Below are 21,834 nucleotides of genomic sequence, written 5' to 3' on the forward strand. Positions count from 1 at the left end.
CTCCCGGAGCCCTCAGTCGTCGTCGCCGAGCACCGGCTCCGGGAGGGTTCCCGCGTTGTGTTCCAGGAGACGCCAGCCGCGGGCGCCCTGGCCTAGGACGGACCAGCAGCAGTTGGAGAGGCCGCCAAGGCTCTCCCAGTGCCGGGAGTCCAGGCCGAGCAGCCGGCCGATGGTGGTGCGGATCGTGCCGCCGTGGCTGACCACGACGAGCGTGCCGTCCTCGGGGAGCTTCTCGGTGTGCCGGAGCACGACGGGGGCGGCGCGGTCGGCCACCTCGGTCTCCAGTTCACCGCCACCGCGGCGGACCGGCTCACCGCGCTTCCACGCGGCGTACTCCTCGCCGTACCGGGCGATGATCTCCTCGTGCGTCAGCCCCTGCCAGACGCCCGCGTAGGTCTCGCGCAGGCCCTCGTCGTGGGCCACCTCCAGGCCGGTGAGCGCGGCGAGCTCGGCGGCGGTGTTCGCGGCCCGCTGGAGGTCGGAGGCGACGATCGCGTCGGGCTGGAGGGAGGCCAGCAGCCGGGCGGCGCGGCGGGCCTGGCCGACGCCGGTCTCGGTGAGCTCGACGTCCGTGGTGCCCTGGAAGCGGCGCTCCACGTTCCAGGAGGTCTGGCCGTGCCGCCACAGGATGACGCGGCGGCCCCGGCCCTTGCGGTCGGCGGGAGCGGTCAACGCGGCTCCCCGAACTCGGTGTCGTCCTCCTCGGCCCGGAGCTCGGCGTGCTCCTGCGCCTTGCCGCGGGTCGCCTTGGCGTCGGCCGGCAGCTCCAGCTCGGGGCAGTCCTTCCACAGCCGCTCCAGGGCGTAGAAGACGCGCTCCTCGCTGTGCTGGACATGGACGACGATGTCCACGTAGTCGAGCAGGACCCAGCGGGCCTCACGGTCGCCCTCGCGGCGCACCGGCTTGGCGCCGAGCTCCTTCGAGAGCCGCTCCTCGATCTCGTCGACGATGGACTTGACCTGGCGGTCGTTGGGTGCGGACGCCAGCAGGAAGGCGTCGGTGATCGAGAGGACGTCGCTGACGTCGTAGGCGATCACATCGTGGGCGAGCTTGTCGGCGGCCGCCTGCGCGGCGGTGTTGACGAGCTCGAGAGAACGGTCAGTGGCGGTCACTACAAGGCTTTCGGTCGTCGGTCGGTTGACATCAAGGGTCTCACGGACCGCCGACACCACCCCACGTGCTGCCGGAGAGCACATGGGGTGGTGTCGGCGGTCCGGAGCAGGGCCTAGGACGAGGAGTCCGGCGTGTAGTCCTGGCCGAGGACCACGGAGACGTCGGCGCCCGATGCGATCGTGCCCTTGCCGACGGCGCTGGTGGGCAGGCCGAGGGTCTTGGCGACCTCGGTGGCGTTCGCCTTGTCGGCGGGGTCGGCGTAGACGACCTTGGAGCTGGTCCGGGCCGAGGCGGGCGTGCCGCCGTCGACGAAGGTGAAGCCGCCGTTGAGGAGGACGACGCGGGCCTTCTCGGTGTTGTCCCTGGTGCCGGTGGCGTTCTGGACCGAGACGCTCACCGCCGCGTCCTTGTCGGGGCTCTTCGCCTTGCCGCCGAGGACGTCCTTGACGACACTCGCGCCGGCCTCCGCGCTCAGGGTGCCGTCCTGCTGGACGGGCAGCAGGGCGGTCTTGTAGTCACCGCTCTTGGCGAGGTCGGCGAGCTTGGCGAGGAAGGTGCCGAGGTCCTTGTCCGTGAGGGACGGGTCGAGGATCTGGGCCAGGGTCTGCACGGTGGTGGTCGCTGCCGCCGGGTCGGAGGACAGCTTGCGCAGGACGCCCTGGAGGACCTGGCCGAACCGCTCCAGCTGGGCGTTCTGCGCCTCGCCGGAGGCACGGTAGGTGGCGTAGGCGACGGCCATCTTGCCGCTGAGCGTCTGGTCCTTCCCCTTGCTCACCAGGGGCGCCTGACCCTTCTTCGTGGCGGCCGGATCGGGTACGGCGGCGTTGGTGTCGACGTCGATGTCGCCGACGAGGTCGACCAGGTTCTGCAGATAGGGCGTGTCCAGGCGCCAGGTGCCCTCGATGTCGGTGCCGAGGACGGTGTCGAGGGAGTCGACGGTCCCGGAGGAGCCGTCGTCGTCGACGGACTTGGCGAGGGTCGTCGTGGAGCCGTCGTCGGCCGTCAGGTTGAGGGAGTTGGGGATCAGGACGGTGGTGCCCTGCTTGGTGGTGGTGTTGTCGACGAGCAGCGCCGTGGAGGTGCCGCCCTTGGTGGTGTTGTGCAGATGGACGACGATCACGTCGCGGTTCTGGGCGCTCGCCGCGATCGTGGTGCCCTTCTTGCTCTTTGTGTCCGACAGGCCGGGCAGCTTCCCGGCGTACCAGAGGTAGCCGACTCCGCCGGCCGCTACCAGGGCGAGGACGACGACGAGGGCGACGAGCCGGCTGCGGGCGCGGCGCTTGGCCTCCTCGCGGCGCTCGGTGCGGTTCTCGGTGAAGTTGAGCCAGTCGATGACGTCCTCGGAGTCCGTGTCGGGCTCCTCGACGAACGCGAACTGCGCGGTGTGGTACTGCCGTTCGTCCCCGTCTGCGGCCTCCGCGCCGGCATGGCCCGCACCGGCACCGCCCGCTCCGACGGGACCCTCGTCGCCCGCGGGGCGGTAGGCCTGTCCGGCCTGTGTCCCCCCGGCCGGCCCGCCCTGCTGCGGGATGTAGGCGGTCTGCTCGGCGACCCGGGGCTGCCCGCCGCTCGCGGCGGCCCGGCCGTACGGGTCGTACGGCGTGGCCGGACCGCCGCCCTGCCGGCCCCCGTCGGTGTACGGGTCGTAGGGCGGCACGGGCGCCTGCTGACCGGTGTCGCCGGCGCCGTAGGGGTCGTAGGGCGGGACGGGGTTCTGGGAACCCGTGTCGTACGGCGCGGCTTGCTGTCGGCCCGTGGCGTACGGGTCGTAGCCGTAGCCCTGCTGGGCGTAGGGGTCGTACTGCTGCTGGGCCTGCTGTTGCGGGGCCTGTTGCGGCGGGACCTGCTGGTACACCGGCCGGCCGTAGTCGTCGTAGCCGACGATCGTGTACTGGTTCTCCTGGTCGTCGCCGTAGCCCGCGTCGTATCGGTCGTTCACCGGTGCCCCTCTCGGCTCACTCGCCGCGGTACAGCTCGCGCTTGTCGATGTAACGCACGACTCCGTCCGGCACCAGGTACCAGACGGGGTCGCCCTTGGCGACTCTCGCCCGGCAGTCGGTGGAGGAGATGGCGAGGGCGGGGACCTCGACGAGCGAGACGCCGCCCTCGGGGAGCCCGGGGTCGGCCAGGGTGTGGCCGGGCCGGGTGACTCCGATGAAGTGCGCGAGGGAGAAGAGCTCTTCCGCGTCCCGCCAGGTGAGGATCTGGCCGAGGGCGTCCGCGCCCGTGATGAAGAAGAGGTCGGTGTCGGGGTTGAGGGCCTTGAGGTCGCGCAGGGTGTCCGTGGTGTAGGTCGGGCCACCACGGTCGATGTCGATGCGGCTGACCGAGAACTGCGGGTTCTCGGCGGTCGCGATGACCGTCATCAGATAGCGGTCCTCGGCCGGGGAAACGTTGCGGTGGGTCTTCTGCCACGGCTGGCCCGTCGGTACGAACACCACCTCGTCCAGGTGGAACTGCGCGGCGACCTCGCTGGCCGCCACGAGGTGCCCGTGGTGGATCGGGTCGAACGTTCCGCCCATGACACCGATGCGGCGCTTGCCGGGGTTCGACGGGCTGTTGCCCGGGCCGGTAGGCATGTCCTGCTCTCCCATGCGTGCAGACCCTACCGGCCCGTCCTGAGGACCCCGGCCGGCGCAGGCCCGGAGTGCCCCGCTTTGGGCGCTCGGTGCCTCAGCGGTCGCGGTTGAAACGGGTGGTGATCCACAGCAGGAGCAGCAGGATGAGGAACGCGGCGCCGCCGGTCACCAGGGGGTCGAGGCTCTCGTGGTTGCCGCCGTGCTCGCCCTCTGCGGCGAGGGTGGCCAACTGGGCAGCGGTGCTGTGGAAGCTCATCTTCGGCAGGACCTATCCGGTGGGCGGGATAAAGACGTCGGTCCATCGTATGCGGGCCCGGTGAGGGCGATCACGCCGACTCCACCATTGGGGGCCGCCCGCAGGACCGGGGGAACCTTCGCCCTTCCTCAGTCGTCCTTCCGCTTGTACCCCCTCAGCACGAACCACGCGGTGAACGCACAGCCCAGGAACATCACGACCAGTACCACCCGGAGCAGATTTCCGGACCCTTGCTGCTCGGCGGCGCTCGCGGCCTCGGTGAGCCAGGCGGCCCGGGTGTGCTCCATGACGTGGACTCCTTCGCTGTACTGCCGGTCCACGCTATCTCCGCCTAGGCTGGGCTCTGCTTCGGGGGCGCAAAGGGCCTCACAAGGGTCCGCAAAGGATCACAGAGGCCGAAGAGGCACAGCCAAAGACGCACATGGGGGAAGACATGTCCGACGACGGCCATCAGAACAACGGTCACGAGCACGTGCCGAGCAGGCAGCGCAGGCGTTTCCCGGGTATCTCCTCGCGTGCCTACGAGCACCCCGCCGACCGTTCCGCCCTGGTGGCGCTGCGCAAGCTGAGCGGATTCGACACGGTCTTCAAGGCACTCAGCGCTCTGCTCCCCGAGCGGAGCCTGCGGCTGCTGTTCCTGTCCGACTCGGTGCGCGTCTCCGACCAGCAGTTCGCGTACCTCAACGACATGCTGCGGGACGCCTGTTACATCCTGGACCTGGAGAAGGTCCCGCCGATGTACGTCACCCAGGACCCGCAGCCGAACGCGATGTGCATCGGCCTGGACGAGCCGATCATCGTGGTCACCACGGGTCTGGTCGATCTGCTCGACGAGGAGGAGATGCGGGCGGTCGTCGGCCACGAGGTGGGCCACGCCCTGTCCGGCCACTCGGTCTACCGGACCATCCTGCTGTTCCTGACCAGTCTCGCCCTCAGGGTCGCGTGGATCCCGCTGGGCAACCTGGCGATCATGGCGATCGTGACCGCGCTGCGCGAGTGGTTCCGCAAGTCGGAGCTGTCGGCGGACCGGGCGGGCCTCCTGGTCGGCCAGGACCTGCGGGCCTCGATGCGCGGCCTGATGAAGCTGGCCGGCGGTCACCATCTGCACGAGATGAACGTGGACGCGTTCCTGAAGCAGGCCGAGGAGTACGAGGCCGGCGGTGACCTGCGCGACTCCGTGCTGAAGATCCTGAACGTCCTGCCGCGCTCCCACCCCTTCACCACCGTGCGGGCTGCCGAGCTGAAGAAGTGGGCCGAGTCCCGCGACTACCAGCGGATCATGGACGGCCACTACCCGCGCCGCACGGAGGACAAGGACACCTCGGTCACGGACTCCTTCCGCGAGTCGGCGGCGAGCTACGCGACCAACGTCAAGAGCTCCAAGGACCCCCTGATGAAGCTGGTCAGCGACATCGCGGGCGGGGCGGGCGACCTCGGCGGCAGGGTGCGCAGGGGTTTCGGCGGCTTCACGAACTCGGCAGCCCGGGACGGCGAGCCCCCGACGGACCCGCCGCGGGACAACGAGGAGGGCTGAGACTCCGTACAGGAGCGCGGGGCCGTGTCGATGCGCGGCTCCGTACAGGAGTGCGGGGCCGTGGATGCGCGGCTCCGCCGCGTGGGCGCGCTCAGCCCCGACGGTCGCAGCCGGCGAACGGCCTCGTGCCCACGGGTCACACCTTCGGCTGCGCGCTGGTGGCCAGCGACCCGCAGAGTGCCGTGGCACTGCCGGTCGCGTAGGGATCGGTCCCGGCCGGTCCGCCGGCCTTCGCGGTCTGCCCGGCCAGCAGCGGGTGCAGCCGGTTCGTGGAGTCCTCCACGCAGGACAGCGGGCCGGCCTGGACGTACGACACGACCAGCTGGGCCGTGTGCATCCGCAGGTCATCCCGGTTGAAGCGGAAGTGCAGCTCACGCCGGACGGTGAACAGCGACACCTCGCCCTTGGCGACCGCGCCCGCGCCGGCGGCCCGCAGCGCGTACACGAACGTGTGGTCCGCGGTGACCTCCAGCGTCGACGAGTCGGTCTCGGCGGCCTGGAGACTCCCCTGCACCCGGATCCTGCCGTCGGCCAGCCGCGCCTCGGCGGGGTCGAAGCGCACCAGCCAGCCGGTCGGCGCGTGCCGCCCGTCGGCGGCGGGGTGGGCGAAACTCTGGTCGAACTGGTCGAGTTGGTCCGTGTCCAGGAGCACGCGCACGGAGCGGACCTGGGCGCCGGCGAGGACGTCCGGGTCGAGCGAGGACCGCACGAGGTAATCCTTGGCGGTGGTCAGCGCGGACACGACCTGGCTGTCGGAGAAGTGCGCGGTGCGCCGGGAGGCGGGCAGCGGGATGCCCTCGGCGCCGACGCGGAACTGGGCGGCGGGGCTGTGCGCGTACAGGTACTCGGCGTCGGCGTGCCCCGGGACCCTGCCCTCGGGGGCCAGCGGGATGACCGTCATCCGCAGGGGTTCGACGGGCTGCCGGATCGCGGCGTTCTGGTAGGGGTGTCGTACACCCATGTAGATCGCGGTGCCGAAGGCGACGGCGATCAGCAGGAACAGGATCAGCGCCTGCCGGGACAGTCCCCGGCGCAGTGGCGGGCGGCGGCGGACGGCGGGCGCGTGGTCGGACATGCGCTCCTGCGCGGAGTACTCCTGAAGGCGGGCAGCGCGGACGAACGACTCGTCGAAGACGACGGATCGGTACTCGTCCTCACCACCCACGGGGCCGCCCTCGGGTGTCCCCTCAGGTGGGTCTCCTGGCCCTCCCATATCTTCAGGGTAGGTCTCGGGGAGCTCGGGTAAACGCCCCGCCGTGCGACAAGTTCTGACAGGTTCTCACCAGGATCGTCAGGGAGTTCGCGGGACCGCGGAGGCGGCTGGCTGGGAGTAGTCGGCGGACGCCGAGGGCGTCACCGTGCTCCCCTGCTCCAGACCGGTCGAGGCGGGCGGCGGAACCCGGTCCCGGCTGCCGGAGGAGGAGCCCCGGTAGACCGCCGTGAAAGCCAGCGCGACCATGCCGATGCCCATCACGAGGGCGAGCATCCAGGCGACGGGGCGGTGCCAGCGGACCTGTTTGCCGTACGTCCCGGGGGCGCCGTAGCGGCCTTCGAGGATCTCGGTGTCCTCCAGGTCGTCGAGTTCGCGATCATGGCCGAAACCGCCGGGTCCGTAGCCGTCGTCGTACCGCTCGGCTCTGGGGCGGGCGCGGCGGGCCTCGGCCTCGGAGGCCTCCGCTCTCGCCTGGGCCGCGGCCAGGAGGCGCTCGACGGCGGTCGGCTCGTGCACCACGGCCGCCCGTACGAAGGCCTCGTCGAAGACCACGGAGGCGAACTCTTCGTCCGACACCCCGCGGTCGTGGTCGTCGTCGGGCTCCCAGCCGTCAGGGAACGGCGTGCCCCCCACGTCCTCCGGCACGAATCCAGAGTAGACCTGGGGGGTCAATTTGGGCAGACGGTACGGAAATTCATCCGCCCTGTGAGACACCTCTCGTGCGACACGGAAGCGGGCCGGGGCGCCTGCCGGATGCATATGCCCTGACCGCGCGCCCCCTGGCGCCCCGGCTCAGCGGCGGATGTGACCGTCGCCGGTGACGATGTACTTCGTACTGGTGAGCTCCGGCAGTCCCATCGGACCCCGCGCGTGCAGCTTCTGGGTGGAGATCCCGATCTCCGCGCCGAAGCCGAACTGGCCGCCGTCGGTGAAGCGGGTGGAGGCGTTGACCGCGACGGTCGTGGAGTCGACCAGCTGGGTGAAGCGGCGGGCGGCCTGCTGGGAGGTGGTGACGATGGCCTCGGTGTGGCCGGAGGTCCACAGCCGGATGTGCTCGACGGCCTTGTCGAGCGAGTCGACGACGGCGGCGGCGATGTCGTAGGAGAGGTACTCGGTGTCCCAGTCCTCCAGGGTGGCCTCGACGACGGTCGCCTTGGTGTCCTTCGCGTACGCCAGCACGCGCGGGTCGGCGTGGACGGTCACCCCGGCCTCGGCGAGGGCGTCCAGGGCGCGCGGCAGGAACTCGGGGGCGATGTCCTGGTGGACCAGGAGGGTCTCGGCGGCGTTGCAGACGCTGACCCGCTGGGCCTTGGAGTTGATCAGGATGTCGATCGCCATGTCGAGGTCGGCCTGGGCGTCGACGTAGACGTGGCAGTTGCCGGTGCCGGTCTCGATGACGGGGACGATCGACTCCGTCACGACGGTCTGGATCAGCGAGGCGCCGCCGCGCGGGATGAGCACGTCGACCAGGCCGCGGGCGCGCATCAGCTCCTGCACGCTCTCCCGGGACTGGCCGGGCACGAGCTGGACGGCGTCGGCGGGGAGTCCGGCGCCGCCCACGGCGTCGCGCAGGACCCGTACGAGGGCGGTGTTCGACTCGTACGCGGAGGCCGAGCCGCGCAGCAGGACGGCGTTGCCGGACTTCAGGCACAGGGCGGCGGCGTCGACCGTGACGTTCGGGCGGGCCTCGTAGATGATGCCGACCACGCCGAGCGGGACGCGGACCTGGCGCAGGTCGATGCCGTTCGGCAGGGTCGAGCCGCGCACGACCTCGCCCACCGGGTCTGGCAGCGCCACGACGTCCCGGACGTCGGAGGCGATGGCGCGCACCCGCTCCGGGGTGAGGGTCAGCCGGTCGATGATCGACTCACTGGTGCCGGCCTCGCGGGCCTTGGCGATGTCCTTGGCGTTGGCCTCGACGATCTCGCTCGTACGGACCTCGAGGGCGTCCGCGATGGCGAGCAGCGCGTCGTCCTTCTCGGCCCGGGGCAGCGGGGCGAGGTCGGCGGCGGCGGCCTTGGCCCGGTAGGCGGCCTGGACGACCGGGGTCATGGAGTCGTACGGCGAGAGCGAGGTCATAACGGAAGGGTAGTGCGCCCACAGGGGGCGTCCACCGCTTGTTCCACAGCGCGAGACGGGATCAAAGGGACACCGTCACGGGGCCGGGATCAGAACGGGTGGGCTCCGACCGGTGAGGCGGGGGGCGGGCCGTACCCCTCGGCGATGCGCTGGTGGTAGGTCTGGCGGTCGATGACCTCCAGGCCGACGATCTCCCAGGGCGGCAGTCCCGCGGTCTGCCGGTGCTCGCCCCACAGGCGCAGGGCGACGGCGGCCGCGTCGTGCAGGTCGCGGGCCTCCTCCCAGTAGCGGATCTCCGCGTGGTCGTTGGCGTAGCGGCTGGTCAGCAGGAAGGGGTGGTCGTGGGCGAGCTGTTCGAGGGCGCGCCGGACCTCTTTCAGCGGGGCCTCGTCGCCGGAGACGCTGAGGGTGACGTGCCACAGGCGCGGCAGGTCCTGGGGCTCCTCGCCCCGGTACCGGTCGCCGGCCGCGACGCTCGTCAGGGCCCGCTCCTCACCGGCCGCCCGTGTGGCCGGGCCCCCGGCCTCGTCCGCGGCCGGGGCCGAGGAGCCGCCGGCCGTCCGGGCCACGGTCCCCGCGGACGGACCGGAGCCGCCGCGGGAAGCCGCCGCACCAGCGCGGGACGCGGCCGCCCCAGGGCGCACTCGTCTCACGACGGCCTCCTTCATGCACACGTCGACCCACGGGGTCGGGCGGAATGTGTCCCTGGGACAAAGTTGAGCAGGCCGCAAGGGCTCGTGGGGCGGTTTTGCGGAACGTCCACCTCAGGGCGACGCTCTTGGCAGGGCGTTCACCCCGTTTTCGGGCACACCGGCCCCGCGAGGCATCGGGCGGCCCTCAAGGGTGCAGGATCACCAGATCGTCCCGGTGGACGACCTCCCGCTCGTAGGCCGGCCCCAGTTCGCGCGCCAGCTCCCGGGTGGAGCGGCCGAGGAGCCGCGGGATCTCCTTGGCGTCGAAGTTGACGAGCCCGCGGGCCACGGCGTGCCCGGTGCCGTCGCGCAGTTCGACCGGGTCGCCCGCGACGAACTCGCCCTCGACGCCAGCGATCCCGGCCGGCAGCAGCGAGGTGCGGCGGTCGACGACCGCCTTCACCGCGCCGTCGTCCAGGATCAGCGCGCCCTGCGGGGTGGAGGCGTGCTGGAGCCACAGCAGCCGGTCGGCGGAGCGCTTGCCCGCGGGGTGGAAGTAGGTGCCGGTGTCACCGCCGGACAGCGCCTCGGCCGCGTGGACCGCGCTGGTCAGCACCACGGGGATGCCGGCGGCGGCCGCGATCCGGGCCGCCTCGACCTTGGTGACCATGCCGCCGGTGCCGACGCCCGCCTTGCCGGCGCTGCCGATCTCGACGCCCGCCAGGTCCTCGGGACCGCGCACTTCGGCTATCCGCGAGGTCCCGGGCTTGCTCGGGTCTCCGTCGTAGACGCCGTCGATGTCGGAGAGCAGGACGAGCAGGTCGGCGTGGACCAGATGGGCCACCAGGGCCGCCAGCCGGTCGTTGTCGCCGAAGCGGATCTCGTCGGTGGCGACGGTGTCGTTCTCGTTGACGATCGGCAGGGCGCCCATCGCCAGGAGCTTGTCGAGGGTGCGGGAGGCGTTGCGGTGGTGGGCGCGGCGGCTCATGTCGTCGCTGGTCAGCAGGATCTGGCCGACGCGGACGCCGTAGCGGGCGAAGGAGGCGGTGTAGCGGGCGACGAGCAGGCCCTGGCCGACGCTGGCGGCGGCCTGCTGGCGGGCGAGGTCCCGGGGGCGGCGGCGCAGGCCCAGCGGGGCGAGTCCGGCGGCGATGGCTCCGGAGGAGACGAGGACGATCTCCTTCTCTCCTCCGCTGCGGCTCTTGGCGAGGACGTCGACGAGCGCGTCGACCCGGTCGGCGTCGAGGCCGCCGGCGGCGGTGGTCAGCGACGAGGAACCGACCTTGACGACGATTCTGCGGGCCTCGCCCACGGCCTGCCTTGCCCCTGCCACCTTGTGTCCTGTCCCCTCGCGCCACTGTGGGTACCTCGCCCGCAATGTACGCGAAGGGGACGCGGCGACGCGCATCCGTCCGATCCCCGGACCCGATACCGGACGCCTTCGGGGAGCCGTCCGGTTCCCGTTCCGAGAAAAGCGGAAGTACACCCTCCCATTAATCGGAAGTGAATTCTTTCTGACATCCGGATGTACAACCTTCAGTCATCCACCCGTGTCGAACTGGCCATGAACATCCGTCGGCTGTGCGCCGTCCTGCGCGTTCGCGGGAAAACCGAACTTCTCCTGGTGATCCTTTTCGCCGCCGGTTTCGCGGCGCTCCCCGTCCTGGCGCTGCTGCCGTCGCTATGGGGGTTCACGGCGGCGTGGGCCGTGACGTATCTGGCCGACGAGGCACTGCACACGAAGGCCCCGGGCTTCGTCCGCCGCCTGGCGACCCTGCAGCTCAGCCGCACGATGCGGTTCGCCGTACGGACGGTGATGCTGCTCGCCCTGGCCGACCGGACGGACGCACCGGACGCGGTGCTGATCACCGGGCTCGCCGTCCTCAGCGCCCATGTCCTGCTGGTGATGATGTATTCGGCGCTGCATCACGCGATCCGCAGGCGGCGCGTACTCCCGGTGGTCGTGCGCAATCTCGACATGAGCGGGATCGACATACCCGAACGGCCGCCCGCCTGGCTCTATCGGCGTTTCCTGCGCAAGCTGCTCCACCTCGACCTGCCGGCTCACGCGGGACTGATCGCCGCGCTGGCCACCGGAACCTGGTATGCCGCCTACGCCGGCTACGCGCTGACCATCGGCGCCGCCTCGGTCGCCCTGGCGGCCCTGCTGGGACAGTTCCGCGCGGTCCGCCGGATGCCCGGCCGGGACGCGGTGATCGACGGGGTCAACCGCCAACTGGCCGCGTACCGGCCCGAGGTTGCCCTGTACTTCAGCTTCGCCGCGGTGTCCCGGGACTTCATGTACCAGGTCAACATGTGGATCGAGACGCTGGAGCAGCTCGACCGGCGCCCGGTGATCGTCCTGCGCGAGCGGGCCTCGTTCCGCTTCCTCGCCCGCACCCGTATCCCCGTGGTCTGCGTGCCCAAGGCCGACGACCTGGCCGAGCTGGACCTGTCCGGCGTCCAGGTCGTGCTCTACCCCGGCAACGCCGGCAAGAACGTCCACATGCTGCGGGTCGCCGAGGCCAAGCACGTCTTCATCGGCCACGGCGACAGCGACAAGCTCGCCAGCAGCAACCGGGTCAGCAAGGTGTACGACGAGATCTGGGTGGCCGGAAAGGCGGGCCGGGACCGCTATCAGAGGGTGCGGCACGCCATCAGTGACGAGGCCATCGTCGAGGTGGGCCGCCCGCAGCTGGCCCCGGTCCGCTCGCACGCCGAGCACGTCCCCGGCCCGGTGCCCGTCGTCCTCTACGCGCCCACCTGGGAGGGCTGGAGCGACGACGACTGCCACACCTCCCTGATCACGATGGGCGTACCCCTGATCGAGGGGCTCCTCGCGGAGGACGTGCGGATCATCTACAAGCCGCACCCCCTCACCGGCAAGCGCTCGCCCGAGGCGGCCGCCGCGGACCGGACCATCAGGGAGCTGCTGCGGGGCGACGAGAAGAAGGGCGCGGAGGCCTCGGAGGCCGCCGGAGCCCGGCTCCAGGAGATCCGGGCCCGGCTGGACGAGATGTCCGGCCGCCACGAGGGCGACGACGCCCAGCAGGTGCGGGACGCGCGGGTCCCGGACGGGGACGGCGCGGCCGAGTGGCAGGAGCTGCGGGACGAGTGGCACCGGATCTTCTGGGCGAGCCGGAGCGGCGCCCGGCACCACGTGATCCTCGAACAGCTCCCCACCCTGTACGAGTGCTTCAACCAGGCGGACCTCCTCGTCAGCGACGTCTCCTCGGTGGTCGCCGACTTCGTGGCCAGCCTCAAGCCGTACGTCCTGACCAACGCCCAGGACCTGCCCGACGAGGAGTTCCGGGCCGCCTACACCACCGCGGGCGGCGCCTATCTGCTCGACCGGGCCTGCACCCGGCTGCCGGAGATCCTGCGCTCGGTCCGCGAGCCCCTGCACGACCCCATGGCCGCGCGGCGCCGCACGCTCAAGGAGTACGTGCTGGGCCCGGACCGTCCGACCTCCATGGAGCGGTTCAACGCGGCCGTCAACGACCTGGCCGACCGGTCGACGGCGGAACGCGCCGAGGACCTGCTGGCCCCGCTCGCCTGACGCACCTCCGCACCGCACCTCCCCGCCCGGCAAGGCACGACCGTGCTGTACGCCCCGACCTGGGAGGGCTGGGACGGCAACCCGGCAACACGTCGGTGATCGAGGCGGGCGAGAACCTCGTGCGGGCGCTGCTGGCGGACCCGGGGGTACGGCTGCCCGTCGACGACGGTGAACTCTCGCGCAGGACCGAGGAGTTGGACCGGCTCACCATCGCGACCTTCCGGACCGCCGCGGACTCGGTCGAGCGGATGCTGCTGCAGTCCACGCCGGAGGCGGGCCGTGCCGAGGCGGTGGTCCGGGCGACGGCGGCCTGGGAGCGGGCGTACTGGGCCTCGCTGCCGGAGTGGGAGCACCAGGTCGTGACCGACGTCCGGCCCGCGCTGTACGGCTGCTTCAACCGGGCCGACCTGCTGATCAGCGATGTGTCCAGCGTGGTCAGCGACTTCCTGGCGAGCGGGAAGCCGTACGCCGTGGCCAACACCGGCGGGTTGAGCGAGACCGCGTTCCGTGCGGCCTTCCCCACGGCGGGGGCGGCGACCGCGCTGACGCCGGACGCGGCGGGGGCGCCCGCGCCGAGCTGAAGCGGCGGTTGCTGGGGCCGGACGAGCCGAGTGCGCAGGAACGGTTCGACAGGGCCGTTCAGGCGTTGAGCGCGGTGGCCCGGGGGCGCAGGCTGCCGGGGCAGCGGCGGGACGAGGAGACGGTGTGCGCCTCGGGGACGCTCAGGCCGCCGGGGTGAGAGCCCGGCGCGCCTTGCGGACCGCCCGCCGCAGCAGCTGGTCGACGCCGACCTCCCGGTAGCCCGGCACCTCCCTGGCCTCGCGCGGCTCGGCCAGGTAGACGGAGTCGGGCAGGCCCGTCGGCCCGTCGCGGAAGAACGGGTAGGCGAAATACACCCGGCGGCCGCCCTTCTCCAGCACCGGCTGAGGGGTCTTCTTCGCCCTCATGAACTCCAGGACCTCCACCAGGAGGTCCGGGCGGCCCATCGCCACCAGCTGGAGCCGCAGACGTTCGTGGACGCGGAGACGGTGGGCCACCTCGCCCGTCCAGTAGGCGTCCACCAGGGGCTTCGCCAGCTCCAGCTTCTCCTGGCGCACCGCCTCGCCGTCCTTCAGGAACTTCGGACCGAACTGCGGGAGCAGGGTGACGAGGAAGGGCCGGACCATCAGTGCGTCGCGTCTCGCGCCCGCCGGGACCATGTCGGCTATCAGGTTCATCAGGGCGCGCGCGGAGTCGAAGCGCAGAGTGTGGCTGCCGGTCCTGGTGACGTGCTTGCCGTCCTCGCGGCCCACCAGGTAGTAGCAGGTGTGGTCGGCGATCACGGAGACGCCGTCGGCCCGCAGATAAGCCTCCATGGTGAACAGGGCGTCCTCACCGGTCCACAGGGACTCGTCGAAGCGCATGCTGTGCCGTTCGAGGAACGCGCGGCGGAACAGCTTCTGCGCGCTCAGCGTGAACTTGATGTTGGAGGAGAACACGTCGGTGCGCTCCAGGGTCTGCCCCCACATCGACGTCGGCGGCTTGCGGTTGACGCCCTCGACCCGGCCGAGGACGACGTCCGTGCCGTTGCGGTCTGCCATCGCGACCATCCGCTCCAGGGCCTCGGGGCCGAGCCGGTCGTCGGCGTCGAGGAAGAAGACGTACCGCCCGGTCGCCTTTCCCAGACCGACGTTGCGCGGGCCGCTGGGGCCGCCGGAGTTGTCCTGCCGGATCACCGTGACGTCGAGGGACGTGCGCGCGGCGAACTCCTCCAGGTACTCGCCGGTGCCGTCCGCCGAGCCGTCGTCGACCGCGATGACCTCGACGCGGGCGTGGCCGATCGTCTGCGCCTCGACGGAGGCCAGGCAGTCGACCAGGTACGGCATCGCCTCGTAGGCCCCGATGACCACGGTCACATCAGGCTGGGCAAGGGACACTGTTCCCCCTCGGCGCGGTGGGTTGTTCCGACGCCCAGGGATACGCAGGAAGGGCCCGGTTTTCGGGATCACCCCCGAAAACCGGGCCCTTTCTTTACGAAGGGGAGGTCAGGCCTTGGTCGTGGCCTCGGCCTCCGCCGCGGAGGCCGCCGCCCGTGACTCCTGGCCGACATTGCGCGCCTCGGCCTTGATCGCGAGGTTGGCGACCGCGGTGTTGAACTGCTCGATGGACGTGGGCTCGTCCGGTCCGAGCAGGTACTGCTTGAGCTCCACCCGGTCCTCGGCCAGCAGATCGGCCGCCGGGTCGCGGACCGCGTCCAGCAGCTCACCCAGCTCGGTGGCCTTGTTGGACAGGATCGTGGCGGCCCGCACCGCGGTGTTCTGCCGCTTGAACTCCTCCACGCCCAGCTCCGCGGAGTCCGTGACCGCGTACGGCTTGCCGCTCGCGATGAAGTCGGAGACCACGCTGGAGATGTCGGAGACCATCGCGTCGGAGACGTTGAAGCAGTCGTAGAGCCGCGGTTCGGCGCCCGTGACCACCCGGTGCTCCCACACCGGGAAGGCACGCCAGTACGCGTCGTTCCACTCGCCGCGCAGCCGCGCGATCTCCTCGTACTTGGCCACGTCGACCACACCGTCACGGGTGGCCTCGGCCTCGTCGCCCTTCTCGCCGCCGCTGCCGACCAGGACGGCGAGCCGCGCCTCGATGCGGGCGAGCTCGGCCTTGGCCGCGGCCGACACGGTCGCGTCGGCCTGGAAGCGGGGGTCCGTGGCGCGCTCGGCGGCGGCCTTCTCGATCAGTGCGGTGACCTTCTGGTGCGCGGCGCCCGCCTTGGGCAGAACCGTGCCGGTGAAGGGGTGCGGCTTGTAGAGGACACGGACCGGCGGGTCGGCCTTCAGCAGCTTCTTCACGATGTTCTCGCCGGCCAGCATCAGCGAGGTGTTGCCCGGGTTGCCGTCCCAGCCCTCCCAGGTGGGCGCGTAGAGCACGGTCGGGCAGGATCCGTCAGCGGCTCCGCCGCGGGGACCCTCGGGCACGCCCTGCCCGTTCTGGATCGGCGCCAGCTGCGGGCGGCCCACCTCGACGATGTCCTCGTCGCGCACACCGACATCGGCGATGGCGTAGCGGTCGCGGCCGGCCCGGCCGGCCACCCACACCTCGTCGTACGCCTTGCTGAACGGGTTGACGCTCGCCAGCTTGTCGCTGTCGCCGTGGCCGATGAAGACGTGCTTCATGGTGGGCACGCGCAGCAGGTGGATGTTCTTGCCGACGTTCGCCGCGTACAGCGCGACGCGCACCGTGGACAGGTCCATGTTCATCAGATGCACCCCTCCGGGCACGCAGATGACGGGGACCGTGGTGGGCGCGAGGTTCTGCAGGATGACGCGCTCCCGCAGGATGATCAGCGGCCGGGAGTCCAGCTGCTCCATGGTCTCCAGCCACATGTTGACCTGGTAGACGGAGTCCTTGGAGCCGGAGAAGTAGAGCACCGTCTCCGGCTGGTAGTCGCGCAGCCATTCGTCGACCTTGGCGAGCACCTTGTCGGCGTTCGGCGGGACCTTCTTGCCCCGCACGTACGGCATCAGCGCGAGGACGTACAGGGAGCCGAGCACTATCGTCACGCCGATGCCGATGAAGCCCGGCAGCGCCGCGTCCATCGCGGCGGCGACGAGTATGCCGACCACGGCCGCGAGGTCGAGGTGGAGCATCTTCTCGGCCGACCGGTTCAGCAGGCCCAGCGGCGGGGCGTCCGGGATGCGGATGCGGGAGGCCAGGTCGACGTTGCGGGTGGCGACCGGGAGCCGGCGGCGGTTGCGGATCAGGGTGACCAGCGCGCCGTGCGGGGCCTGGAGGCCGTAGAACGCGATGAAGCAGGCGGTGGCGCCGTAGAAGATCAGGTTGTTGGAGAGGTCGAGCCGGGCCAGCAGCAGGATCAGCAGGAGCTGTCTGATCAGGAAGCGGATCGACAGTCCGGCGCGCACCTTGCTGAGGCGGTTGATCAGATAACTGCCCTGGCGGTGCAGATAGTGGTCCGCAAGGTACGTGACCGCGGTCGCGGCCGCGAAGGCGGGGACGCTCGGGATGAGCGCGGCCACCATTATGGCGGGGAAACCCGCCAGCATGAGGACCGCCGCGGCCAGCTCGGCCGCGCTGCCCACCCGGGCGACGCGAATAGCAGTGCTTATCACTGAAAACCTGCTCTGGGAGGGATGCCGGTTGTTTACGAATTAACGGTGCTTAAGGCTTCAGGCCCCTGTGAATGCGCCAGGAACGGGCAGCCACAGAGGCCTGAATTTACCGAAAACTAATTGTCCCTGATTATGCCACGCCGTCCTGACGGTCCAGGACACTCGCCAGCGCGGCCTCGAAGCCGGAGGCCTGGCCCGCGGAGGCCGTCGGGTCCTGCTGGCGGACGTCGATGACATGCCCGGTCAACTCGGAGAGCAGCACGTCGAGCGAGGTGCGGGCCACCGCCTCGGAGGACAGCAGGCTGCCCGCGGGCTCCTGCCCGAAGGCCTTGGTGCGCATGGGCGTGGCGGTGCGCTCGGGGTTGATGCAGTTCACCCGGACGCCATCACCCGCCCATTCGTCGGACAGGGCCTGCGTGAGGTTGACCATCGCCGCCTTGGTCGAGGAGTACAGGCTGTACTCGGCGCGGCCGCGGGTGTAGCTGCTGGAGGTGTACAGCAGCAGCTGGCCCTTGGTCTCCGCCAGGTACTTGTACGAGGAGCGCGCGATCTGCACCGGGGCCAGGTAGTTGACCTTCAGCGCCTCCTCGATGGTGGCGTTGTCGGTCTCCGCCAGCTTGCCGATGCGCAGCACGCCCGCGGTGTTGACGACGTAGTCGATGCGCCCGGTCTCGGCGTACGCCTTGGACAGCGCGTCGTCGACCTCCTCCGGGTTCTCGACGTGGGTGCCGGTGGTGGAGCGGCCCAGCGCGTACACCTTGGCGCCGTAGGCCTCGGCGAGCTCGCCGATGTCCTTGCCGATGCCGTAGGAGCCGCCGAAGACGACGATGGTCCTGCCGGTGAGCAGCTCGCGGTAGGCATCGTCGCTGACCTGCTCGGGAGCGGCGGTCGAGGCGAGCTGGAAGAGCTTGTCGGCGATGAAGACGTCGACGGGCTGGGTGACCTTCATGTTGTACTCGTCACCCGCGACGACGTGGATCGGCACGTCCGGCAGGTACTTGAGCACGACCGAACAGTCGTCCGTGGCCTGGAAGTTGGGGTCACCGGAGGCGACCTCGTAGGCGCGCTTGATGGTGGACAGCTTGAAGGCCTGCGGGGTCTGGCCGCGGCGCAGCCGGGAGCGGTCCGGGATCTCGGTGATGAACTCGCCGTCGTCGCCGTGCTTGCGCGTGACGATGATCGTGTCCGCGGACGGGATCGCGACGTCGACGGCCTGGTAGCGCTCGAGGGCGACCACGCAGTCGTCGATCACGCGCCGCGAGAGCAGCGGGCGTACGGCGTCGTGGAACAGGACGTTGAGGTCCTCGCCCTCGGCCAGGCCCTCGCCGAGGGCCTCGATGGCGCGCTCGGTGGTCTCGTTCCGGGTGGAGCCACCCTCGATGATCTTCTTGACCTTCGTGAACCCGGCCTTGGCGACGATCTTCTCTATGTCGGGCACGTAGCCGGGCGCCATCAGGACGATGATGTCGTCGATGGAGTCGGCCTTCTCAAAGGTGGTCAGGGTGTGCTCGATGACTGCCTTGCCGGCGATCTTCAGCAGCTGCTTGGGGATCGAGAGACCCACGCGCTGACCGGTACCACCGGCCAGGATCACTGCGGTGGTACGGGGCTTGGCGATGTGCTGGGACACAGAAGACCTACCTCGGGGCGACAGGGAACGGGGAAATGGTCCCACTTGCGGTTACCGCTGTGCAAGGTGACCGCCGTTCACTGCATATGTACGCGCTACCTGTCATTCATCTTGCACTGCCGGTAACGACGACCGTGCGGGAGTTCAGCGCCGGCGCAGCTTCTTCAGGCACCGGTGTCCCAGTACCCGCATCAGCTCCTTCGACGACGTCTGATGCACCGTACGCGCCTTGGCCGCCGAGGCGAGCGCCCCGTAAAGCGCCTGGGCCGCCACCTCCGGGGAGATCCGCGGCGCGGGGATCCCGGCCGGCGCGGGCGCCTTCGGTACGGCGGACAGGAGACCTGGGTCACCGACCATCCGCACGCCCGTGTCCGCGATGTTCCGGGCCATCTCGGCACCGATCCCGGCAGCGGCTTCCACGGCCCACTTCGGAGTGAGGATCTTCACGTCCTCGGGCGAGGGACTGCACGCGTTCTTCATATGCATGACGGCGCCGTTGCGAACGAGCCTGGAATACAACTCGTCGGGCAGTCCATTGCCACGGAATTGCTTGTTAAGATTCCGCAGCATTTCGGTCTCGGCGAGAGTAAGAGAACGATTCGCGGCGTCCGGGACGGGCTGGAGGAGATTCTCGGGAAGCCCGAGGAGCTGTTCGAAAGTGCGCAGCAGACCACCACGGTCGCGGTCGTCGACCACGAGGACGGTGATCCGCTCGGGACCGACCGCCCGCATCCAGCGCGCCACGAGCCGGTCGTGCCGGTGGCGGCGCCAGAAGGTGGGGTTGGGCTGCTCGTACGGCGCCTTCCGCAGCATGTGGGTGAGCCAGTCCTCGTAGCCCATGCGCAGGCCGTTCTGCACGTACTGCTGCCACTGCGAGGGCATGATCCGCACCAGCGGACGCAGTGTGACCAGCACGTGCGAGCGGTCCCCGCCGAGCTGCTCGACGATCCGCGCGACCGTGTCGTCGTCCTCGGCGTCGGCGAAGAACTCGCTGCTGATCACCGAGGTCATCGCGCCGGTTGCCCCGATCTGTTCCAGCAGCCGCGTCCAGTGCTTCTCGGTGGGCGCGGTGTCGCCCATCATCGCGGGCCTCGCGCACGCGGCCAGGGCGGCTTCCATGGGGTGCCTGCTGCGCGCCGGGAAGACCACGCCGTGCTCGGGCAGCTGGGCCTTCGCCGCGAACAGCGCGCCCTGGACGGCGGTCGTGCCGGTCTTGTGGGGGCCGATGTGCAGCAGGCGCGTGCCGACGGGCAGCGGAGCGGTCACGCCGTTCACCGGAAGGTCGTCTCTCGTACAGTCCGTCTCCATAGTCGGAGGACGGTAAGAGAAGTGCCTGAGTGTCACCTGAGAGGAGCGTGGGACTGTGCTGAGGAGCACGCCCCTCTCAGGCGACCCGCGCTCACGCGGGCCGTACCCCCGGCTTGCCCGCGTCCACCCGCAGCTGCGCCAGCGTGCTCGCCGTCGCCTCCGGCCTGACCACCGTGTCCACGGCCCTGACCTGCGCGTCGATGCCGTACCGGTCGATGTCGAAGAGGTGGTAGCCGCGGTGGGCGTCGATGAACTTCCAGTGCGGGTTGTCCGCCATCAGCGGGTCCCACTGGGCGTGGAAGGCGGCCTGGTCCTGGTCGCCGTTGCTGGAGATGGACGTACCGACGAACTCGGCGCCGACGACCCGGGAGGACGGGTCGGCGTAGTCCACCTTGAGGTCGCTGATCATCGTCAGATGGCGGTCCCCGGAGAGCACGACCGGGTTGCGCACGCTCCTGAACTCCTCCAGGAGGGCGTTGCGTTCGACCTGGTAGCCGTCCCAGGCGTCGTAGTACCAGAGCTTGCCCTCGCCGGGCAGGATGTCGGTCTCGGCCATCATGATCTGCGAGGCGATGAGGTTCCAGCGGGCCGGTGAGCCGTGCAGCCCGTCCAGGAGCCACTGCTTCTGCTCGGCGCCGAGCATGGTGAGCGAGGGATCCTGTGCGGCGGCCTGGCTGGTGACCTGGTCGCTGCGGAACTGGCGGGTGTCGAGCACGTTCAGCCGGACCAGCCGGCCGAACTCCAGGCGCCGGTACATCTGGATGTGCGGGCCGTTCGGGACGGCGGTGGCGCGCACCGGCATGTGCTCGTAGTACGCCTGGAAGGCCGCCGTGATCCGGTTTACGAAGGTGTCGTGGGGCTGCTTGTCGGGGTCCTGCGGGATCTCCCCCGCCCAGTCGTTGTCGACCTCGTGGTCGTCGAAGGTGACCACCCAGGGCGTGCTCGCGTGGATCTCGGCGAGGTCCGGGTCGGTGCGGTACTGGGCGTACCGGTTGCGGTACTGCGCGAGGGTGTACGGCTCCCCCGTGCCCTCGTGCCGGCGCGGGCCCGCCGACGACGGCGCCGACTCGTAGATGTAGTCGCCGACGAACAGCACGACGTCCGGGTCCTGGTCGAGCATGTCGGCGTACGGAGTGAAGTAGCCGTTCTGCCAGTTCTGGCAGGAGGCGAGCGCGACCCGGAGGCTGCCGCCGGAGCTGTGCGGGGCGGGGGCGGTGCGGGTGCGGCCGGTGCGCGAGAGCTGGCCGTCGGCGCGGAAGCGGTACCAGTACGTACGGCCCGCGCGCAGTCCCCGTACGTCGACGTGGACGCTGTGTCCGTACGCGGGCAGGGCCTGGGCGGTGCCGCGGCGGACCACCTTTCTGAAGCGCTGGTCCTCGGCGAGCTCCCATTCGACCGGCACCACCCGGTCGGGCATGCCTCCGCCGTTCAGCGGATCGGGGGCGAGCCGGGTCCACAGCACGATGCCGTCCGGCAGCGGGTCGCCGGAGGCCACGCCGAGGCTGAACACTCCGTCGGGCAGCGGGGGCTCCGCCGCTCGCGCGGTCCCCGGCAGCCACAGCTGGGCGGAGGCGGCGGCGCCGAGCACGGCGGCACCGGCGGTCAGAAAGCGGCGTCGGCCGGGTGATGCTGCTCCGTACATGGGCGAACTCCCTTACGTCGCTGACCTCTTGGGCACCCTGGAAGCTCACGCTTCGGGGTGATCCGTGCGTTGAACCAGAGTGTTCGCGTGCATGACAAATAGGTAGACAACAGAAGAGCCGTTGCGACTCGGGTATCACATGATGAACGTGATCCCGGCGCAACGGCCTTCAGGACACTGCCG

At 70.5% G+C, this 21,834-nt stretch carries 18 protein-coding genes and 1 pseudogene; 3 read left to right on the top strand and 16 right to left on the bottom strand.

The window, feature by feature from the left end; translation table 11 throughout:
• Positions 1–12: 12 nt before the first annotated feature.
• The 6 genes from H293_RS0102660 to H293_RS59060 form a co-directional block, all read right to left on the bottom strand.
• Entirely contained in the window at positions 13–672 is a 660-nt protein-coding gene (locus H293_RS0102660) for a histidine phosphatase family protein (protein WP_020116332.1), read from the bottom strand.
• Entirely contained in the window at positions 669–1,112 is a 444-nt protein-coding gene (gene rsfS / locus H293_RS0102665) for a ribosome silencing factor (protein WP_020116333.1), read from the bottom strand. The genes H293_RS0102660 and rsfS overlap by 4 nt, the downstream gene beginning before the upstream one ends.
• A 113-nt stretch (positions 1,113–1,225) precedes the next feature.
• Positions 1,226–3,052, bottom strand: a complete 1,827-nt coding sequence (locus H293_RS0102670; RefSeq protein ID WP_020116334.1) for an LCP family protein — start codon at positions 3,050–3,052, stop codon at positions 1,226–1,228.
• 16 nt (positions 3,053–3,068) lie between these two features.
• Entirely contained in the window at positions 3,069–3,707 is a 639-nt protein-coding gene (gene nadD / locus H293_RS0102675) for a nicotinate-nucleotide adenylyltransferase (protein WP_020116335.1), read from the bottom strand.
• A gap of 79 nt (positions 3,708–3,786) precedes the next feature.
• Positions 3,787–3,948 (bottom strand): hypothetical protein, encoded by a 162-nt coding sequence (locus H293_RS59055; protein ID WP_020116336.1) that lies wholly within the window; start codon positions 3,946–3,948, stop codon positions 3,787–3,789.
• Between the two features lie 128 nt (positions 3,949–4,076).
• Positions 4,077–4,235: a hypothetical protein gene (locus tag H293_RS59060; RefSeq protein WP_020116337.1), complete on the bottom strand. Its 159-nt coding sequence runs from the start codon at positions 4,233–4,235 to the stop codon at positions 4,077–4,079.
• A gap of 146 nt (positions 4,236–4,381) precedes the next feature.
• On the opposite strand from H293_RS59060, the gene H293_RS0102690 reads away from it, so the two are divergent.
• The gene (locus H293_RS0102690) at positions 4,382–5,482 is read left to right on the top strand and encodes a M48 family metallopeptidase (RefSeq protein WP_028807486.1); all 1,101 of its coding nucleotides are present in this window, start codon (positions 4,382–4,384) and stop codon (positions 5,480–5,482) included.
• A gap of 136 nt (positions 5,483–5,618) precedes the next feature.
• Here H293_RS0102690 and H293_RS0102695 read toward each other — a convergent pair whose 3' ends face one another.
• The 5 genes from H293_RS0102695 to proB form a co-directional block, all read right to left on the bottom strand.
• Positions 5,619–6,695: an SCO2583 family membrane protein gene (locus H293_RS0102695; RefSeq protein WP_028807487.1), complete on the bottom strand. Its 1,077-nt coding sequence runs from the start codon at positions 6,693–6,695 to the stop codon at positions 5,619–5,621.
• Between the two features lie 78 nt (positions 6,696–6,773).
• The gene (locus tag H293_RS0102700) at positions 6,774–7,340 is read right to left on the bottom strand and encodes an SCO2584 family spore wall biosynthesis protein (RefSeq protein ID WP_028807488.1); all 567 of its coding nucleotides are present in this window, start codon (positions 7,338–7,340) and stop codon (positions 6,774–6,776) included.
• A 147-nt stretch (positions 7,341–7,487) separates the two neighbouring features.
• Positions 7,488–8,774 carry a glutamate-5-semialdehyde dehydrogenase gene (locus tag H293_RS0102705; protein WP_020116341.1) on the bottom strand — a complete coding sequence of 429 codons (1,287 nt, stop codon included), beginning with the start codon at positions 8,772–8,774 and terminating at the stop codon, positions 7,488–7,490.
• 89 nt (positions 8,775–8,863) lie between these two features.
• Entirely contained in the window at positions 8,864–9,427 is a 564-nt protein-coding gene (locus H293_RS0102710; RefSeq protein WP_106968246.1) for a hypothetical protein, read from the bottom strand.
• A gap of 184 nt (positions 9,428–9,611) precedes the next feature.
• A complete protein-coding gene (proB, locus tag H293_RS0102715; RefSeq protein WP_020116343.1) occupies positions 9,612–10,718 on the bottom strand; it encodes a glutamate 5-kinase in 1,107 nt (368 codons plus the stop codon).
• A gap of 252 nt (positions 10,719–10,970) precedes the next feature.
• Here proB and H293_RS0102720 point away from each other — a divergent pair, with 252 nt between their 5' ends.
• Entirely contained in the window at positions 10,971–12,965 is a 1,995-nt protein-coding gene (locus H293_RS0102720) for a hypothetical protein (RefSeq protein ID WP_199790123.1), read from the top strand.
• A 21-nt stretch (positions 12,966–12,986) separates the two neighbouring features.
• Positions 12,987–13,704 (top strand): annotated as a pseudogene (locus H293_RS52510) (hypothetical protein); the annotation flags it as partial.
• Here H293_RS52510 and H293_RS0102735 read toward each other — a convergent pair.
• From H293_RS0102735 to H293_RS0102755, 5 genes are all read right to left on the bottom strand, one after another.
• On the bottom strand, positions 13,688–14,881 hold the full coding sequence (locus tag H293_RS0102735; protein ID WP_028807489.1) for a glycosyltransferase family 2 protein: 1,194 nt from the start codon (positions 14,879–14,881) through the stop codon (positions 13,688–13,690). The pseudogene H293_RS52510 and the gene H293_RS0102735 sit on opposite strands and share 17 nt — an antisense overlap.
• A gap of 108 nt (positions 14,882–14,989) precedes the next feature.
• Positions 14,990–17,071: a hypothetical protein gene (locus H293_RS0102740; RefSeq protein WP_028807490.1), complete on the bottom strand. Its 2,082-nt coding sequence runs from the start codon at positions 17,069–17,071 to the stop codon at positions 14,990–14,992.
• A gap of 130 nt (positions 17,072–17,201) precedes the next feature.
• A complete protein-coding gene (locus H293_RS0102745; RefSeq protein ID WP_020116349.1) occupies positions 17,202–18,701 on the bottom strand; it encodes a bifunctional cytidylyltransferase/SDR family oxidoreductase in 1,500 nt (499 codons plus the stop codon).
• 144 nt (positions 18,702–18,845) lie between these two features.
• Positions 18,846–20,009 carry a hypothetical protein gene (locus tag H293_RS0102750; RefSeq protein WP_020116350.1) on the bottom strand — a complete coding sequence of 388 codons (1,164 nt, stop codon included), beginning with the start codon at positions 20,007–20,009 and terminating at the stop codon, positions 18,846–18,848.
• A 91-nt stretch (positions 20,010–20,100) separates the two neighbouring features.
• Positions 20,101–21,651, bottom strand: a complete 1,551-nt coding sequence (locus tag H293_RS0102755) for an alkaline phosphatase D family protein (protein WP_020116351.1) — start codon at positions 21,649–21,651, stop codon at positions 20,101–20,103.
• Between the last annotated feature and the right edge of the window lie 183 nt (positions 21,652–21,834).

The sequence above is a fragment of the Streptomyces canus 299MFChir4.1 genome, from assembly GCF_000383615.1.
Classification (GTDB): Bacteria; Actinomycetota; Actinomycetes; order Streptomycetales; family Streptomycetaceae; genus Streptomyces; species Streptomyces canus_C.